Source organism: Pseudomonas sp. SK3(2021) (genome assembly GCF_016772375.1).
In the GTDB taxonomy this organism is placed as follows: Bacteria; Pseudomonadota; Gammaproteobacteria; order Pseudomonadales; family Pseudomonadaceae; genus Aquipseudomonas; species Aquipseudomonas chlororaphis_I.
On sequence record NZ_CP061943.1, the window covers coordinates 2,195,080 to 2,210,727 of the forward strand.

At 63.0% G+C, this 15,648-nt stretch carries 17 protein-coding genes; 9 read left to right on the forward strand and 8 right to left on the reverse strand.

Translation table 11 applies throughout. From position 1 onward, the window contains the following. Positions 1-359 precede the first annotated feature (359 nt). The 5 genes from IF690_RS10040 to IF690_RS10060 all read left to right on the forward strand — a co-directional run bounded on the left by IF690_RS10040 (position 360) and on the right by IF690_RS10060 (position 2,524). On the forward strand, positions 360-776 hold the full coding sequence (locus IF690_RS10040; RefSeq protein WP_202699938.1) for a hypothetical protein: 417 nt from the start codon (positions 360-362) through the stop codon (positions 774-776). 113 nt (positions 777-889) lie between these two features. Next, positions 890-1,048: a hypothetical protein gene (locus tag IF690_RS10045; protein WP_202699939.1), complete on the forward strand. Its 159-nt coding sequence runs from the start codon at positions 890-892 to the stop codon at positions 1,046-1,048. A 42-nt stretch (positions 1,049-1,090) separates the two neighbouring features. Continuing rightward, positions 1,091-1,279: a hypothetical protein gene (locus tag IF690_RS10050; protein ID WP_202699940.1), complete on the forward strand. Its 189-nt coding sequence runs from the start codon at positions 1,091-1,093 to the stop codon at positions 1,277-1,279. Continuing rightward, entirely contained in the window at positions 1,276-1,638 is a 363-nt protein-coding gene (locus IF690_RS10055) for a hypothetical protein (protein ID WP_202699941.1), read from the forward strand. Before IF690_RS10050 ends, IF690_RS10055 begins: the two co-directional genes overlap by 4 nt. A gap of 190 nt (positions 1,639-1,828) precedes the next feature. Then, positions 1,829-2,524, forward strand: a complete 696-nt coding sequence (locus IF690_RS10060; protein ID WP_009047886.1) for an HAD-IA family hydrolase — start codon at positions 1,829-1,831, stop codon at positions 2,522-2,524. Between the two features lie 131 nt (positions 2,525-2,655). On the opposite strand, the gene IF690_RS10065 is transcribed toward IF690_RS10060, so the two are convergent. Then, positions 2,656-3,402 (reverse strand): 3-oxoacyl-ACP reductase family protein, encoded by a 747-nt coding sequence (locus tag IF690_RS10065; protein ID WP_023968471.1) that lies wholly within the window; start codon positions 3,400-3,402, stop codon positions 2,656-2,658. Between the two features lie 125 nt (positions 3,403-3,527). Between IF690_RS10065 and IF690_RS10070 the strand changes: the two genes are divergently transcribed. Beyond that, the gene (locus IF690_RS10070; protein ID WP_202699942.1) at positions 3,528-4,451 is read left to right on the forward strand and encodes a LysR family transcriptional regulator; all 924 of its coding nucleotides are present in this window, start codon (positions 3,528-3,530) and stop codon (positions 4,449-4,451) included. Between the two features lie 56 nt (positions 4,452-4,507). On the opposite strand, the gene IF690_RS10075 is transcribed toward IF690_RS10070, so the two are convergent. The 3 genes from IF690_RS10075 to IF690_RS10085 all read right to left on the reverse strand — a co-directional run bounded on the left by IF690_RS10075 (position 4,508) and on the right by IF690_RS10085 (position 8,124). Continuing rightward, positions 4,508-5,236 carry an aspartate/glutamate racemase family protein gene (locus tag IF690_RS10075; protein ID WP_202699943.1) on the reverse strand — a complete coding sequence of 243 codons (729 nt, stop codon included), beginning with the start codon at positions 5,234-5,236 and terminating at the stop codon, positions 4,508-4,510. 55 nt (positions 5,237-5,291) lie between these two features. Further along, positions 5,292-6,839 (reverse strand): NCS1 family nucleobase:cation symporter-1, encoded by a 1,548-nt coding sequence (locus IF690_RS10080; protein WP_202699944.1) that lies wholly within the window; start codon positions 6,837-6,839, stop codon positions 5,292-5,294. A gap of 550 nt (positions 6,840-7,389) precedes the next feature. Continuing rightward, positions 7,390-8,124, reverse strand: a complete 735-nt coding sequence (locus IF690_RS10085) for a phosphoadenylyl-sulfate reductase (RefSeq protein WP_016704990.1) — start codon at positions 8,122-8,124, stop codon at positions 7,390-7,392. A 169-nt stretch (positions 8,125-8,293) separates the two neighbouring features. Here IF690_RS10085 and thrH point away from each other — a divergent pair, with 169 nt between their 5' ends. Next, a complete protein-coding gene (thrH, locus tag IF690_RS10090; protein ID WP_202699945.1) occupies positions 8,294-8,911 on the forward strand; it encodes a bifunctional phosphoserine phosphatase/homoserine phosphotransferase ThrH in 618 nt (205 codons plus the stop codon). Positions 8,912-9,023: 112 nt separating this feature from the next. On the opposite strand, the gene pabB is transcribed toward thrH, so the two are convergent. The 4 genes from pabB to rloA all read right to left on the reverse strand — a co-directional run bounded on the left by pabB (position 9,024) and on the right by rloA (position 13,674). Continuing rightward, complete coding sequence (pabB, locus tag IF690_RS10095) at positions 9,024-10,367, reverse strand: aminodeoxychorismate synthase component I (protein ID WP_202699946.1); 1,344 nt, start codon at positions 10,365-10,367, stop codon at positions 9,024-9,026. A 240-nt stretch (positions 10,368-10,607) separates the two neighbouring features. Further along, positions 10,608-11,594 carry an alpha-L-glutamate ligase-like protein gene (locus IF690_RS10100; RefSeq protein ID WP_202699947.1) on the reverse strand — a complete coding sequence of 329 codons (987 nt, stop codon included), beginning with the start codon at positions 11,592-11,594 and terminating at the stop codon, positions 10,608-10,610. Further along, positions 11,594-13,126, reverse strand: coding sequence for an osmotic stress tolerance membrane protein RloB (rloB, locus tag IF690_RS10105; protein ID WP_180924780.1), 1,533 nt, complete (start codon positions 13,124-13,126; stop codon positions 11,594-11,596). The genes IF690_RS10100 and rloB overlap by 1 nt, the downstream gene beginning before the upstream one ends. Positions 13,127-13,131: 5 nt before the next feature. After that, positions 13,132-13,674: a retropepsin-like aspartic peptidase RloA gene (gene rloA / locus IF690_RS10110; RefSeq protein WP_202699948.1), complete on the reverse strand. Its 543-nt coding sequence runs from the start codon at positions 13,672-13,674 to the stop codon at positions 13,132-13,134. A gap of 269 nt (positions 13,675-13,943) precedes the next feature. On the opposite strand from rloA, the gene IF690_RS10115 reads away from it, so the two are divergent. Both IF690_RS10115 and prpB read left to right on the forward strand, forming a co-directional pair. Beyond that, positions 13,944-14,666 (forward strand): GntR family transcriptional regulator, encoded by a 723-nt coding sequence (locus IF690_RS10115; protein WP_202699949.1) that lies wholly within the window; start codon positions 13,944-13,946, stop codon positions 14,664-14,666. After that, positions 14,663-15,559, forward strand: coding sequence for a methylisocitrate lyase (prpB, locus tag IF690_RS10120; protein WP_044462104.1), 897 nt, complete (start codon positions 14,663-14,665; stop codon positions 15,557-15,559). The genes IF690_RS10115 and prpB overlap by 4 nt, the downstream gene beginning before the upstream one ends. Positions 15,560-15,648: the final 89 nt, after the last annotated feature.

Consider the following 15,648-nt stretch of genomic DNA (forward strand, 5'->3'; position numbering starts at 1 on the left):
GAACCCCTGCCATTGGCAGCCCGCATTCTCTGGGGCGTTCTTCAGTGGCACGGGTTCTTCGTGCATGAGTTTGCTCAGTTGGAAGAGGGATGGAAACATGCCCTCATCCCGTTTATTTGTGAGAGGCGTTGTTTTCACAATTTCTTCACAAGTGAGTGCGTAGGCTCAACTCATCCGTTAAAGCAAATCTTATTAGCCCGTCTCCCCAGCGGGCTTTTTTTTGTCTGGGTGAAAACTCTTTGCGCAAAAACGGTCCAACCTTTTGACTAAAAGGATTACAGCGTTGTGCTGTCGCCGCTCAGCTTTAGTCAGACACCGCTATAGAATGACTCTCCAGCATCTTTTTCGAGGTTTACATCATGCGTTTAACACTGCCTGCTCTGGTTTTGGGGCTTCTGGCTGCTCAAGGTGCGATGGCCGCCGGTGATGGCACTGCTGCGGTCGGCGGCGGTTTGGGTGGCGCGCTGGGCAATGTGGTGGGACAACAGATTGGCGGCAGCACAGGCGCCGCGGTAGGTGCGGGTATTGGCGGCGCTGCCGGCAGTGCGGTCGGTGCCCGTAAAGGCAGTCGGACCGAAGCGGCCATCGGTGGTGGCCTGGGTTCGGCCGGCGGTTCGGTGATCGGCAACAAGCTGGGCGGCAAAACGGGCTCGACCATCGGTGCAGGCCTGGGTGGCGCGGCCGGTGGTGCTTTGGGCAGCAGCATGGGTGACGATGGTCATCACTCCGGCGGCGGCAAAAAGTACAAGAACAAACACAAGCACAAGCACGACTGATTCTGCTGCAGTGCGCAAAAAGCCCGGCCCCGTGCCGGGCTTTTTTATGGGAACGAATATCGCTCCAGCCCCTCGAATTTAATGATGGACACATTGTGTCGACGAGGTTTGCCATGACTCCGGAAACAGCTGACGAGAAAGAAGAAGATACTTCGGGCGTGCCCGTGGTCAACGATCCGGGCAATGAAGACCCGGGCTCGCTGATGGATGACGCCCAGGTGCCACTGAGCGATGACGATGAGGCAGGCGAGTCGGAGGAAAAGCGCTCGTGAAGTCTGCTTCCAGCACGCCGGCCTGACCGGTGTGAGGTGCATATGAAGCATGATTCGAAACATATCGACCGGGATGAAACGCCCGAATATCCGCTGCCTTCTCCCACGGATGCGCTGACTCCCGAACAGATCCTTCCGGACGCCAACGCCGAGCAGGAGCTGTCTCGACCCGAGCCGCAGCGCAAGGCGGCCAGGGGCAAGCGCCGTCCCGCCCCGGGAGGCTCGTCGTGAGACGCGCAAAACTGCTGAGCCTGGTGTTGGTCGCCCTGGTCTCGATTTTCTTCTTCACCAGCCTGGCAGAATCCGCTGACGGACGGGCTCCAACCAATACTTCCGGGCGCTCTTTCGAGGGCGGTTCCAGCAACGATCTCATGCTGCGACCTGGGTCCCTGGGCGGGAATGGTGTAGGTGTCACGAACAGCCGTTCCCGGGCCGACAATGCGCGCGGCTCTTCCGGCCAGGGCGGTGGCATGGGTTCTACCGGCGTCAATGGTTCCATCATGGGCGGCGGCGGTGCCGGCGGTGGAACCGGTAGCGCGGGTGGCGGCACCGGCGGTCCCGGGGGCGGCAGCGGACGGGCGGGGCGCTAGTGTGCTGTGTTCATTCATGATGCAGAGACCATCGAGCCCGGCCTGTCCGGGCTTTTGTCTGCCTGCGCGTTGGCCTGAGGTTGCTCCCTGTCATCCGCCGCGGCTATGCTGCTGAACCCTTTAATCGGGCAAAAAACTGGCCGTACCTGAGCCGCTCCCCGGGATGTTTTTTGTTAACGGATCAGATGCGATGAATGCACAGTTGAATGATGTGGGCCCGATCAAGGCCGTGATTTTCGATATGGACGGTTTGCTGCTGGACACCGAAGGCATCTACACCGAGGTGACCCAGCTGATCGCCGATCGTTACGGCCGCACCTTCGATTGGACGGTCAAGCAGAACATCATCGGCCGTGGTGCCGCGGACCTGGCCCGCTACGTGGTCGAAGCCCTGGATCTGCCGATCACGCCGGAGGAGTTCCTGGTGATTCGCGAGCCGCTGATGCGCGAGCGTTTTCCCCGCGCGCTGGCGATGCCGGGGGCGCAGGAGCTGGTGCAGCACCTCAAGGCCAATAACGTGCCGATCGCCGTGGGCACCAGCTCTTCGCGCCAGTCTTTCGCCCAGAAAACCACCTTGCATGGCGACTGGTTCGCGCTGTTCGACACCATAGTCACCGCCGACGACCCGGAAGTGGGCGCGGCCAAGCCGGCGCCGGACATCTTCCTGACCGCCGCGCGGCGCCTGGGCGTCGCCCCCGAGGATTGCCTGGTGTTCGAGGACTCACCCTTTGGTGTCACCGCGGCAAAAGCGGCGGGGATGACCGCGATCGCCATTCCCGACCCGGCGATGGCGGACGCCAAGTACGCCCATGCCGACGCCATTCTGCGTTCGTTGAAGGGGTTCCAGCCGGCGGCCTGTGGCTTGCCGCTGCTGCAATGGAGCTGAACCTGTAGCCGCTGCCGCAGGAGGCGCCGTTCTTGAAGCCCTATCGGGCTTATCGCAGCCTGCGACAGCCCCTACAAAAAACGCCGGGCCACCTGATGAAGGTGGCCCGGCGTTTTTCATGGGCGCAGGAATCAGGCGCTGAAGCCACCATCGATGCTCAGGCTGGCCCCGGTGATGTAACCCGCTTCCGGGCCTGCCAGGTAGGCCACGAAGCTGGCGATTTCTTCCGCATGGCCGTAGCGCCCGATGGCCATCAGCGGGATCAGGCTTTCGGCGAAGTCGCCGTGGGCCGGGTTCATGTCGGTATCGACCGGGCCGGGCTGCACGTTATTGATGGTGATGCCCCGTGGGCCGAGGTCGCGGGACAGGCCTTTGGTCAGGCCGACCAGGGCCGACTTGCTCATGGCATAGGTGCCGCCGCCGGCAAAAGGCATGCGTTCGGCATTGGTGCTGCCGATGTTGATGATGCGCGAGCCTTCGCCCATGTGCCGGGCCGCTTCCTGGGTGGCGACGAACACGCTGCGGATGTTGATGGCCAGGGTCCGGTCGAAGTCTTCCAGCTTGAAGTCTTCCAGCGGACCGACGGCCAGGACGCCGGCGTTGTTGACCAGGATGTCCAGGCGGCCAAAGGTTTCGACCGTGCTGTCGACCGCCTGGCGGATGGCCGCGGCATCGGCGCTGTCGGCGAGGATCGCCAGGGCCTTGCCGCCGGCCTGGGTGATGCTGTCCTGCAAGGCCTGGGCCTTGGCGGTGGAGCTGACGTAGGTGAAGGCGACAGCGGCGCCTTCGGCTGCCAGGCGTTGCACGATGGCGGCGCCGATGCCGCGGGAACCGCCTTGAACCAAGGCTACTTTGCCGCTGAGGGATTGGCTGGTCATGTCATTCTCCAAAAGTCCAAGGCGGGCTGCCTTGTGGTTGGAGTCGAGTATCGACCTCGGATTAGGTGTTGTGTAGATAGGAATCGCTCTAGTCTGTATAAACCAGAAGTTTAGAATGAGGCGCCATGGAAACCTTCAGCAGCATCGAATGCTTCGTGCGCAGCGCCGAAGTCGGCAGTTTTGCCGAAGCCGCGCGACGCTTGAGCCTGACCCCCGCCGCGGTGGGTAAAAGCGTGGCCAAGCTCGAGGCTCGGCTCGGGGTCAGGCTGTTTCAGCGCAGCACCCGCCGCCTGACCCTGACCGAGGCCGGCAAGCTGTTTCTCGATGAGGTCAGCGCCAGCCTGTACACCATCCAGAATGCCGTGGCCAACCTGGCCAGCGCCGAAGGGCGCCCGGCGGGTACCCTGAAAGTCAGCATGGGCACGGTGTTCGGGCGGCTGTACATAGTGCCCATGCTCGGCGAGTTCCTGCGGCGTTTTCCGGAGATCAGCCCGGACTGGCATTTCGATAATCGCCAGGTGGACCTGATCGGCCAGGGCTTCGACGCGGCGATTGGCGGCGGCTTTGAACTGCCTCAAGGGGTGGTGGCGCGACGGCTGACCCCGGCTCATCGCATCCTGGTGGCCTCGCCGGAGTACCTGGCGCGCTGCGCGGCGGTCGAGCGACCCGAGGATTTGCAGCATTGCGAAGGTATCCTGATCCGCTCGCCGCAGACCGGGCGGGTGCGCTCCTGGGCCCTGACCAGCCGCACCCGGCAGCAAAGCCCGCTGAACCTGAAGGCGCGAATGACCATGAGCGATTCGGAAGCGGCCTGCGCCAGCGCCGCCCAAGGCCTGGGAGTGGCCCTGGTGAGCATGCCATTCGCGGTCGGTTATCTGAATGCCGGCACCCTGCAGCGGGTATTGCCGGACTGGTACGTCGACGACGGCAACATCTCGATCTACTACGCCGAGCACAAACTCTTGCCGGGCAAGACCCGGGCCTTCGTCGACTTCGTGATCGAGCAGTTCGCCGAGCAGGGCCTGGAGCAGCGCTTCAGCGCGGTTTGAAGGCGCGCGTCAACCTGCTGCCGTGCTCGCGATAGACCCTCGACGAAAGCGCCGATTCAGCGTCCGAACCGCCCTGGCCAGCCGATGATGGTCTTCGGTCGCGGCGTAGCGTAGGTGCGCACCTTGGAGGTGGACAGCCCCAGGCGCACCAGGGATTCGGCGATGGTCACCGCCGCGGTCACGCCGTCCACCACCGGCACGCCGGTGCGCTGGCGGATCTGCTCGTCCATGCCGGCCATGCCGCCGCAGCCCAGGCAGATCACCTCGGCCTTGTCTTCGCTGACCGCCAGTTCGGCCTGGCGCACGATGGCTTCGACGGCGCGTGCCGGGTCTTCTTCAAGTTCCAGCACCGCCAGCCCGCTGGCGCGTACCGAGGCGCAGCGGTCGTACAGGCCGGAGAGTTTCAGGCGATCCTCGATCAGTGGCACGGTGCGATCCAGGGTGGTCACCACCGAGTAGGCGTGGCCGAGGAACATCGCGGTGCTGGCGCCGGCGTCGGTGATGTCCACCACCGGCACGTTGAGCAGCTCCTGCAGGCCTTCGCGGCCGTGCTCGCCATAACCGGCCTGGATCACCGCGTCGTAGGGCTGGTCGTAGGACAGCACGCGGTCCATGACGGCGATGGCGGCCAGGTAGCTTTCGAAGTTGCCTTCGATGGAGTCGGCGCCGAAGTGTGGGGTCAGGCCGATGATTTCAGTGCCGGGCGCGGCCACGGCCTGGGCCTGGCGGGCGATGGCCTGGGTGATGGAGTCGGTGGTGTTGACGTTGACCACGAGAATTCGCATGGACTGTCCTTATCGATGAGGTATTCGGGGCCCGCCGCATGCGGGCCGTTCAAGGTTAGTGGCAGACGTTGTCGACGGCGATGGATTCGCCGCTGACATCCGCATAGTGCGGCTGGCGTTTGGCGATGATCAGGTACAGCAGGCCGGCAATGCCGGCGCCGATCAGCCAGGAGAAGGGCGAGACGCTGGCAAACCCCGGCACCAGGGCCAGGACAATGGCGATCAGCGCCGCCGGAATGAACGCCGCCACCGCCCGCAGGTTGACCCCGCGGCTGTAGAAATACGCGCCTTGCGGGTTCTCGCTGTACAGCTCGGGTACGTTGATCCGGCCTTTGCGCAGCAACCAGTAGTCGACCATGATCACCCCGTACAGCGGCCCCAGCAGGGCGCCGAGCCCGGACAGGAAGTACAGGATCACCAGCGGGCTGTTGTAGAGATTCCACGGCAGGATCAGCACCGCGAGGGTCGCACTGATCAGCCCGGCGCGGCGAAAGGTCAGGTATTTCGGCGCCAGGTTGCTGAGCACGAAGGCCGGGGCGACGAAGTTGGCCATGATGTTCACCGCCACGGTGACGATCAGGAACGCCAGGCAACCGAGCACCAGAAAGAAGGTGTTGGGGATCGAGGCGATGATTTCGGTCGGGCTTTCGATGATCCTGCCGTTGATCTGGAACTGCGCGCCGCAGAGCAATACGGTGATGGTCGCGAACACCAGGATGTTCACCGGCAGCCCCCAGAAGTTGCCGATCTTGATGGTCCGGCGGCAGGGCGAGGAGCGGGCGAAGTCGCAGAAGTTGAGGATCAGCGTGCCGTAGATCGCCAGCCACAGCGCACCGCCGGCGAAGATCTGGCGCCACATCTCGCCACCGCTCAAGGGCTCGCGGATCGACCAGGCGATGCTGGCGTTGGCCTGGGTGAACATCCAGGCGGCGAGGGCGGCAACGGTCACCAGGATCACCGGGCCGGCGAAGGCTTCGTAGCGCCGGACCATTTCCATGCCATAGGCGAGGATTGCCAGCTGGGCCAGCCAGATCGCCACGAAACACACCCAGCCCAGGCTCGACAGGCCGAGGATCGAGTCGTGGTCGTAGGCGGCGAAGCCGGGGTGGATGGCCGTGAGCAAGACCCGGAACACCACCGAGGCCAGGTACGTCTGGATGCCGAACCAGGCGATGGCGATCACCGCGCGGATCAGCGCCGGAATCTGCGCGCCATGGATACCGAAGCTGATGCGGCTGATCACCGGGAAGGGCACGCCGGTCTTCTGGCCCATATAGCCGGACAGGTTCATGAAGAAGTACACCAGCGCCGCGCCGATCCCCAGGGACAGGAGGATCTGCCAGCCGCCCAGGCCCAGGGCGTACAGGCCGATGGCGAAGGAGTAATTGGCGATGTTGTGCACGTCGTTGGTCCACAGGGCAAAGATGCTGTAGCCACCCCAGCGCCGGCCTTCGACCTTGGTCGGCGCCAGGTCGCGGTTATGCAGGCGTGGGCTGAGGTCGACCGTGGCGGCGGTGCCGTGGGCGATGCTGGGATCGAGGTTGGCGTGGACGTGGGAGGAGGGCAAATCCAGTGCGATGTCGTTGGCAAGGCTTGTACGCATTCCGGCAGGCTCCTGATCGCGGACCCGCGCTGACTGTGCTTGAGCGCAAGGCTCGGCAGTCTTCGGCGCGGGTCCGGGAATCACTGGGTTCTGGGCATCTGCAGGCGGATTCGGGAGCCCGGCTTGCAGATATAAAGTGTATGTATTTTTTATTTAAGTTGTATACAAGATACAAGGCGACTTAAGCCACTTCCGTGCCAGAATCCAATCTAAGCAAGCGACTGATAATTTCGGTTTGTTATTGATGATTTCTAAGTAACTGAAACTACGAGGTTATAAATTGACCGTTCGAACAGGTATTTATTTTTCGAGGGGATGGGGTGTGAGCGCGGTGGAGGATGGCCCAAGGAGAAGGGTGTAACCTTTTGGGGCGTCGAGGCATAAAGTGCACACAAAAATGGCACCTGTGGTGACACTTATGTGTACAAGATTTTTACCGAGAGGAGGGCTTCTGTAGGAGCGAAGCTTGCTCGCGAGACGGCGTACCTGACCCACCGCTTCGCGAGCAAGCTTCACTCCGACAGACCAGAGGAAAGAGGAATCGGGAGCTTTAGCCCTTGCTGATGATATTGCCGGCGTGCAGGCCGCATTCCTTCTGCGTGGCTTCTTCCCACCACCAGCGGCCTTCGCGCTCGTGCTGGTTGGGCAGCACCGGACGGGTGCAAGGCTCGCAGCCGATGCTGATGAAACCACGCTCGTGCAGGCTGTTGTATGGCAGTTCGAGCATGCGGATGTAACCCCAGATCTCTTCGCTGGTCATCTGTGCCAGCGGGTTGAACTTGTACAGGGTGCGTTCCGGGGTGGAGAAGGCGCTGTCGATCTCCAGTACCGCCACCTGGCTGCGGGTACCCGGGCTCTGGTCGCGACGCTGGCCGGTGGCCCAGGCGCTGACAGTGGACAGCTTGCGGCGCAGCGGTTCGATCTTGCGGATGCCGCAGCACTCGCCGTGGCCGTCCTTGTAGAAGCTGAACAGGCCTTTTTCCTTGACGAAAGGATCGAGCTTGGCGTGGTCCGGCGAAACCACCTCGATGTCGATCTTGTAGTGCTCGCGTACCTGCTCGATGAACCTGTAGGTTTCCGGGTGCAGGCGGCCGGTGTCGAGGCTGAAGACCTTGACGTTCTTGTTCAGCTTCCAGGCCATGTCCACCAGCACCACATCCTCGGCACCACTGAAAGAGATCCACAGGTCATCGCCAAACTCGGCAAAGGCCAGCTTGAGAATGTCCTGGGCGGATTTTTGGGCATAGGTCGCGGCGAGTTCAGCGACATTGAACGATGGGCTCATCAGGGCGGTTTCCTACAGGTCGGTGGCGCTGAGCGCTCTAGATACTGGCGATGGTAACAAAATCCATCCCCGGCTGGCGCGCTCCTTGCGTTGCGTGGGCTGGGGCGAATCGCTAGAGTTCGGCAGTCCTTTGGCTCGCTCGAATAACCAATACAAATGGGAGTGTCTCGTGGAAATTGCCTGTCTCGACCTGGAAGGTGTACTGGTCCCGGAAATCTGGATCGCCTTTGCCGAAAAAACCGGGATTGACTCCCTCAGGGCGACCACCCGGGATATCCCCGATTACGATGTGCTGATGAAGCAGCGCCTGCGGATTCTCGACGAGCACGGCCTGAAGCTCTCGGACATTCAGGAAGTGATCGCCACCCTCAAGCCGCTGGACGGCGCCATCGAGTTCGTCGACTGGCTGCGCGAGCGTTTCCAGGTGGTGATTCTGTCCGACACCTTCTATGAGTTTTCCCAGCCGCTGATGCGCCAGCTGGGTTTCCCCACGCTGCTGTGCCACCGCCTGGTCACCGACGACAGCGGCCGGGTAACCGGTTACCAGCTGCGCCAGAAAGACCCCAAGCGTCAGTCGGTGCTGGTCTTCAAGAGCCTGTACTACCGGGTGATCGCGGCAGGGGATTCGTACAACGACACCAGCATGCTCGGCGAGGCCGATGCCGGCATTCTGTTCCATGCCCCGGATAACGTGATTCGCGAGTTCCCGCAGTTCCCGGCGGTGCACAGCTTTGCCGAGCTGAAGCAGGAATTCCTCAAGGCATCGAACCGCGAATTGAGCTTGTAATGCTGTACCTGTAGCCGCTGCCGAAGGCTGCGATCGGCCGGTACGGCCGCGGCGTCCTCCCCAACGCTGAAGGGCCTGCGGCCCTATCGCAGCCTGCGGCAGCGGCTACAGATCAGAGGCTCTGCAAGGTCTCCAGCAGCACCTTCACCTTGGTGATGGACTCCTGATATTCGGCCTGCCAGTCCGAGTCCGCGACAATCCCGCCACCGCCCCAGCAGCAGACCTGCCCGTCCTTGACCAGCAGGCTGCGGATGGCGATCGAGCTGTCCATCTCGCCACGCACATCCAGGTACAGCAACGAACCGCAATACAGCCCGCGTCGGGTCGGCTCCAGCTCGTCGATGATCTGCATGGCGCGGATCTTCGGCGCGCCGGTGATCGAGCCGCCGGGGAAGCTGCCGGCGATCAGGTCCAGGGCGTCCTTGTCGTCCGCCAGCTCGCCGGTGACGCTGCTCACCAGGTGGTGCACGTTCGGGTAGCTTTCCAGGCTGAACAACTCCGGCACCCGCACCGAGCCGATGCGGCAGGTGCGGCCCAGGTCGTTGCGCAGCAAGTCGACGATCATCAGGTTTTCCGCGCGGTCCTTGGGGCTGGCCAGTAGTTCGGCGGCGTTCGCTGCGTCTTCGGCGGCATCCTGGCTGCGTGGGCGGGTGCCCTTGATCGGCCGGGTTTCCACCTGGCGCTCACTGATCCGCACAAAGCGCTCCGGCGACAGGCTCAGCACCGCGCCACCTTCCGGCAGGCTCTGGAACCCGGAAAAAGGCGTCGGGCAGGCCCTCCGCAGCGCGCAGTAGGCAGCCCACGGATCGCCGACGCAGGGCGCACGAAAACGCTGGGCGAAGTTGACCTGATAGCAGTCGCCGGCCTGGATGTACGCCTGGATACGCTCGAACGCCTGTTGATACTGCGCGGCGCTGAGGTCGGGGCGCATCGGCCCGCTGAGCTTGAAGCTGCCGTCGGTGCTGGCTGGCGCCTGGCCGAACAGGGCGATCAGGCGCTGGCGTTCGGCGGCGGCGACGGCCGGGTGGAACACCAGTTGGCTGGTGCACTGCTGATGGTCGCTGATCAGCGCCCAGTCGTAGAGGCCGAAGCGCGCATCGGGCAGTTGCAGGTCGTCCAGGGCCTGGCTGGGCAGGTGTTCCAGGTGGCGTCCGAAGTCGTAGCTCAGGTAACCGATCAGTCCGCCGGCAAAAGGCAGCTGGTAAGGCGCGGGGATCACCGCCTGGCCCAGCTGATCCAGATTGAGCCGCAGGCGTTGCAGGAAGTCTTCGCCGCTTTCGTCCTTGAGGACGGCCAGCTGGGCCCGTGGCCAGGCGCTGAGCAGGTCATAGCGGCCGCGCTCGGCACTGGGTCGGCCGCTGTCGAGCAGGACGGCGCCAGGGGCATGGCGGATCGCCGCGAAATATTCGGCGGGGTTGGGGCGATAGGGCAGCGGGTGTACGGAGCAGGTCGACATGCGGGGTGGATCAGCCATCGGAGGAGCGCGGCTGGCGATTGTAGTCCCCTCAAGGATTTGCTCCTAGTGGGGATGTCGGGGATTGCCCGGTTTACGACGTACAACCCTGTAGCCGCTGCCGAAGGCTGCGCCCGACCGCGAAGCGGGCGCTGCTCTTGAAATCGCTGAGGACCTTCGGTCCTATCGCAGCCTTCGGCAGCGGCTACAGGGGTTATCCATTGAGCGTCGAGCGACGGTGGATCAGCCTTCCACCGCCGGGATATGGCCGAACAGGTCCTGGGTAAACTGCACGCGCTGCTCGACGGTTTCACTGATGCCGCGGGCTTTCAGTTCTGCCAGGTGCGCTTTGACCGCATGGGTGCGCTGGGTCAGGCCGCAGTCGTTGGCGATCTGGATGTTCAGGCCGGGGCGGGCGTTGAGTTCGAGGATCAGCGGGCCCTTTTCCTGGTCCAGCACCATGTCGACCCCGATGTAGCCCAGGCCGCACAGCTCGTAACAGCCGGCCGCCAGCTTCATGAAGCCGTCCCAGTAGGGCAGTTGCACGCCATCCACCGCGTTGGTGGTGTCCGGGTGCTTGGTGATGATGTTGTTCAGCCAGGTGCCGCGCAAGGTCAGGCCGGTAGCCAGGTCGACGCCGACGCCGATGGCGCCCTGGTGCAGGTTGGCCTTGCCGCCGGACTGGCGGGTCGGCAGGCGCAGCATGGCCATCACCGGGTAGCCCATGAGCACGATGATGCGGATGTCCGGCACGCCTTCGTAGCTGATGCTCTTGAAGATCTGGTCCGGGGTTACCCGGTATTCGATCAGCGCCCGGTCACGGTGGCCGCCCAGGGAATAGAGGCCGGTGAGGATGCTGGAAATCTGGTGTTCGATTTCCTCGTGGCTGATGATCTTGCCCGACACCGTGCGGTAACGGCCTTCGAAGCGGTCGGCGATCACCAGGATGCCGTCGCCGCCGGCGCCTTGCGCCGGCTTGATCACGAAGTCGTTGCGCCTGCCGATGATCTCGTCGAGCTTGTCGATTTCCTTCTCGGTGGAGATCACGCCATACAGTTCCGGCACATGGATGCCGGCCTTGATCGCGCGTTCCTTGGTGATGATCTTGTCGTCGACGATCGGGTACAGGCTGCGCTTGTTGTACTTGAGCACGTAGTCCGCGTTACGCCGATTGATCCCCATGATGCCCCGGGCTTCCAGGGCCTTCCAGGTCTTCCACAGGCCGAACATTACGAGTCCGCCTTGACGAAGGCTTTGAAACGGATCAGCTCGGTCAGGCGGTAGCCGCGGTAGCGACCCATCGCCAGCATGAAGCCCACCAGGATCAGCAGCATCGCCGGGAAGGTGAAGACGAAGTAGATCAGCTCCGGCACGCTCATGATCAAGTGGGCCAGGGAGGCGGCGAACAGCGTGCCGATGGCGACTTTCATCGCGTGGCCGGCGCCGCGTTCTTCCCAGGTGATCGACAGGCGTTCGATGGTCATGGTCAGGATCACCATCGGGAACAGGGCGACCGACAGGCCGCGTTCCAGGCCGAGCTTGTGGCTGAACAGGCTGATGGCGGCGATCAGCACCACGACGAAGGTCAGCACCACCGACAGCCGCGGCAGCATCTGCAGCTTCAGGTGTTCCAGGTAGGACCTGAGCGACAGTCCGAGCGCGGTGATCACCGTGAACAGCACGATGCCGAAGCCCAGCTGGGTTTCGCGGAAGGCCAGGGCGATCAGCACCGGGGTGAAGGTCCCCAGGGTCTGCAGGCCGATCAGGTTGCGCAGCACCAGGATCACCAGCACGCCGATCGGGATCATCACCATGATCATGAAGGTCTGCTGGGTCTGCAGCGGCAGGCCGTACAGCGAGTATTCGAGGAAGTTGGCGTCAGTGTTCTCGTCAGTCAGCTTGGCCAGGCGAATGGCGTTCATTTCGCTGTTGTTCAGGCTGAAGGTGACGGTGGCTTTCTTGCCGCCATCGACGGTGATCAGGTTGTCGTCACCGATCCACCACAACAGGCGGTCGCTGGGCAGGCCCTGTTCGCCGGTTTCCGGGTTGAAGTACAGCCAGTCGGTACCGTTGAAGCTGCGCAGCCACAGTTCCGGGGCCTGCGGCTGGTCGGCCACCAGGCGGATGGTGTGGACCTTTTCCATCGGCACGTGGGCGATGGACAGCAGCAGGTCGACGATCTTGGCCTTGTTCGCCGGCGACGGATCGCCCGCCAGGAGCATCTTGGCGTTGTCGTCGTTGCTGTTGTTGACTCGCTTGATGGCTTCGCTGATGAAGGTCTCGACGTCGGCCGAGTGCTGGCGGATCGGCGCGAGCAGGGCCTCGGCGGCGATCTTTTCCGGGCCTTCGACGGCGATGCTGTCGCGGAAGGTCGGACCCTTGATCTTGGCTTTTTCCGCGGTGTAGCGCTTGGTCAGGACCAGGCGGTAGTAGAGGGTCTGGTTGCCCTTGGCGCGGCGTGCCGACCAGGTGACCTTGCGGTTGCCGTCGACGCGGTTCACCGCCACCCCGTAGTTATTGGAGATGAAGCTCTCGTTCAGGCTGACGTAGTCGCGGCTCAGCGGCGGCACGAACATCTGGATCTTGATCGGGTCCTTGGCGTTGGCGACGAATTCGACCTTGGCGTCGATGTTCCACAGGTCGTCGGTGGCGTCTTCGGTCACCGGGATGCCGAGCACGAAAATCTGATAGGCCGTGATCGAGATGCCCAGCACCACCAGGATGGCGATCAGGATTTTCAGATGGAGGGTAAGAGAGCGCATTGGAATTACTCTGCGGTATGAGCGTCGGTGGCGCAGGCAGGTTTGCCAGCAGCGTATTTAAGACTGGGGTCGACCAGTGCATCGAAGCGCTTGAGCGCTTCGGAGCCGATCAAGAGCGGGTATTGGAATGCACTGCGGTCGGTCAAGTTCACTTCTATGCTGCGCAGGGCCGTGCCCATGCAGATATCCAACTCGATGACCGGGCGCGCGGTGTACTTCTTGTTGTTTTCCTCATCGGGGTCGTAGTCGCCGGCGCGGCGCTTGATCTTGCTGACGCGGGCCAGCGGACGTTCGATGGGGTGGGAATGGGCGGCGTCGATGGCCAGGTAGAAGCGAACCCAGGACTCGCCATTGCGCTTGAAACGCTTGATATCGCGGGCGCTGAGGGAGGCGGTCTTGGCGCCGGTGTCGAGCTTGGCGGCGACTTCCAGGTCGATCCCGGACAGTCTGGCGTATTCATTCAGACCGTAAACGGTCTTGCCGGCGGCGGCACTCAGGCCCGGCAGGCCGATCAGGCAGAACAGTATGGAGAAGGCCTTGAGTCTCATAGATCCTGGTGCGTTGCATGGGTTCTTCAGTTCAAGGCGACTGGCATTGCTGCGCAAGCTCCCTCGTGTGCTGCCTTATTGATGTGACAGGCAAATGCGGGCGGCATTCTAGCATGCTGGTTTTATGGCGCCAGCGGTGGGGCGGGGGCTTTTGTGCCGGTTTGGTGCAAAGGGTTATTAGACGATTGTCGACAATATCTATTTTTCCTTTGACTGGATGAGTTGTATTGGCTAGTTTTTGTCGCATTGATTTTCAAGGTGTCGACAATATGCTGGATCAGCTCGATCACCCCGCCGTAGCGCAGGACGATTCGGAAACCTTGTCCGAAAACGTCTTCAGGCGCATTCAGGCGGCCATCGTCAAGGGCGAGATCGCCCCGGGCAGCAAGATTTCCGAGCCGGAACTGGCGCGCACCTATGGCATCAGCCGCGGCCCGTTGCGCGAGGCGATCCACCGCCTGGAAGGCCAGCGCCTGCTGGTGCGGGTACCCCATGTCGGGGCGCGGGTGGTGTCCTTGAGCCATGCCGAGCTGATCGAGCTCTACGAAATCCGCGAGTCCCTGGAAGGCATGGCCTGCCGCCTGGCCGCCGAGCGCATGACCAACGAGGACATCGACGAGCTGCGCCGGGTCCTCGATACCCACGAGCGCGACGCGGCGTTCCAGGCCGGGGTCGGCTACTACCAGCAGGAAGGCGATTTCGACTTCCACTACCGGATCATCCAGGGCGCGGGCAACCGCACCCTCACGCAGATGCTCTGCGGCGAGCTGTACCAACTGGTGCGCATGTACCGCATCCAGTTTTCCGCCACGCCCAACCGCCCGCACCAGGCGTTCGCCGAGCACCACCGGATTCTCGATGCCATTGCCGATCGCGACGGCGAACTGGCCGAGTTGTTGATGCGCCGTCACATCGGCGCTTCCAAACGCAACATTGCCCGTCATTACCAGGACGGCGCCCAGCAGACAGCCACTCCACGAGGTGAGTCATGAGTTCCAATAACAAGAGCACTCCAGGCCAGCGCTTTCGCGATGCGGTCGCCAGCGAACGACCGTTGCAGGTGGTCGGCGCCATCAATGCCAACCATGCGCTGCTGGCCAAGCGCGCCGGCTTCAAGGCGATCTACCTGTCCGGTGGCGGGGTGGCGGCCGGCTCCCTCGGTGTGCCGGACCTGGGCATCACCGGGCTGGACGATGTGCTGACCGACGTGCGCCGCATCACCGACGTCTGCGACCTGCCGCTGCTGGTGGACGTGGACACCGGTTTCGGTTCGTCGGCGTTCAACGTGGCGCGCACTGTCAAGTCGATGATCAAGTTCGGTGCGGCGGCGATTCACATCGAGGACCAGGTCGGCGCCAAGCGCTGTGGCCACCGGCCGAACAAAGAGATCGTCTCCCAACAGGAAATGGTCGACCGCATCAAGGCCGCGGTGGATGCCCGCACCGACGACAGCTTCGTGATCATGGCCCGCACCGACGCCCTGGCGGTGGAGGGGCTGGAGTCGGCCCTGGAGCGCGCCGCCGCCTGCATCGAGGCTGGCGCCGACATGGTGTTCCCGGAAGCCATCACTGAGCTGGAGATGTACAAGATCTTCGCCAGCCGGGTAAAAGCGCCGATCCTGGCCAACATCACCGAGTTCGGCGCCACGCCGCTGTACACCACCGAACAACTGAAGTCCGTGGACGTTTCCCTGGTGCTGTACCCGCTGTCGGCGTTCCGCGCCATGAACAAGGCGGCGGAAAACGTCTACACCGCGATCCGTCGCGACGGTACCCAACAGAACGTGATCGACACCATGCAGACCCGCATGGAGCTGTACGACCGCATCGACTACCACACCTTCGAGCAGAAGCTCGATGCACTGTTCGCCCAGAAGAAGGGCTGAACCCATCCTTGTAGGAGCGAGGCTTGCCCGCGATGGACGTTAACGATAACGCGCAGCCACTGATACACCGGGGTGTGTTGACCAGCATC

Excerpts from the sequence above, each read along its gene's own strand:
- IF690_RS10040 (WP_202699938.1), top strand. The coding sequence starts at position 360 with ATGCGTTTAACACTGCCTGCTCTGGTTTTGGGGCTTCTGGCTGCTCAA.
- IF690_RS10045 (WP_202699939.1), top strand. The coding sequence starts at position 890 with ATGACTCCGGAAACAGCTGACGAGAAAGAAGAAGATACTTCGGGCGTG.
- IF690_RS10050 (WP_202699940.1), top strand. The coding sequence starts at position 1,091 with ATGAAGCATGATTCGAAACATATCGACCGGGATGAAACGCCCGAATAT.
- IF690_RS10060 (WP_009047886.1), top strand. The coding sequence starts at position 1,829 with ATGAATGCACAGTTGAATGATGTGGGCCCGATCAAGGCCGTGATTTTC.
- IF690_RS10065 (WP_023968471.1), bottom strand. The coding sequence starts at position 3,402 with ATGACCAGCCAATCCCTCAGCGGCAAAGTAGCCTTGGTTCAAGGCGGT.
- IF690_RS10070 (WP_202699942.1), top strand. The coding sequence starts at position 3,528 with ATGGAAACCTTCAGCAGCATCGAATGCTTCGTGCGCAGCGCCGAAGTC.
- IF690_RS10075 (WP_202699943.1), bottom strand. The coding sequence starts at position 5,236 with ATGCGAATTCTCGTGGTCAACGTCAACACCACCGACTCCATCACCCAG.
- IF690_RS10080 (WP_202699944.1), bottom strand. The coding sequence starts at position 6,839 with ATGCGTACAAGCCTTGCCAACGACATCGCACTGGATTTGCCCTCCTCC.
- IF690_RS10085 (WP_016704990.1), bottom strand. The coding sequence starts at position 8,124 with ATGAGCCCATCGTTCAATGTCGCTGAACTCGCCGCGACCTATGCCCAA.
- pabB (WP_202699946.1), bottom strand. The coding sequence starts at position 10,367 with ATGTCGACCTGCTCCGTACACCCGCTGCCCTATCGCCCCAACCCCGCC.
- IF690_RS10100 (WP_202699947.1), bottom strand. The coding sequence starts at position 11,594 with ATGTTCGGCCTGTGGAAGACCTGGAAGGCCCTGGAAGCCCGGGGCATC.
- rloB (WP_180924780.1), bottom strand. The coding sequence starts at position 13,126 with ATGCGCTCTCTTACCCTCCATCTGAAAATCCTGATCGCCATCCTGGTG.
- rloA (WP_202699948.1), bottom strand. The coding sequence starts at position 13,674 with ATGAGACTCAAGGCCTTCTCCATACTGTTCTGCCTGATCGGCCTGCCG.
- IF690_RS10115 (WP_202699949.1), top strand. The coding sequence starts at position 13,944 with ATGCTGGATCAGCTCGATCACCCCGCCGTAGCGCAGGACGATTCGGAA.
- prpB (WP_044462104.1), top strand. The coding sequence starts at position 14,663 with ATGAGTTCCAATAACAAGAGCACTCCAGGCCAGCGCTTTCGCGATGCG.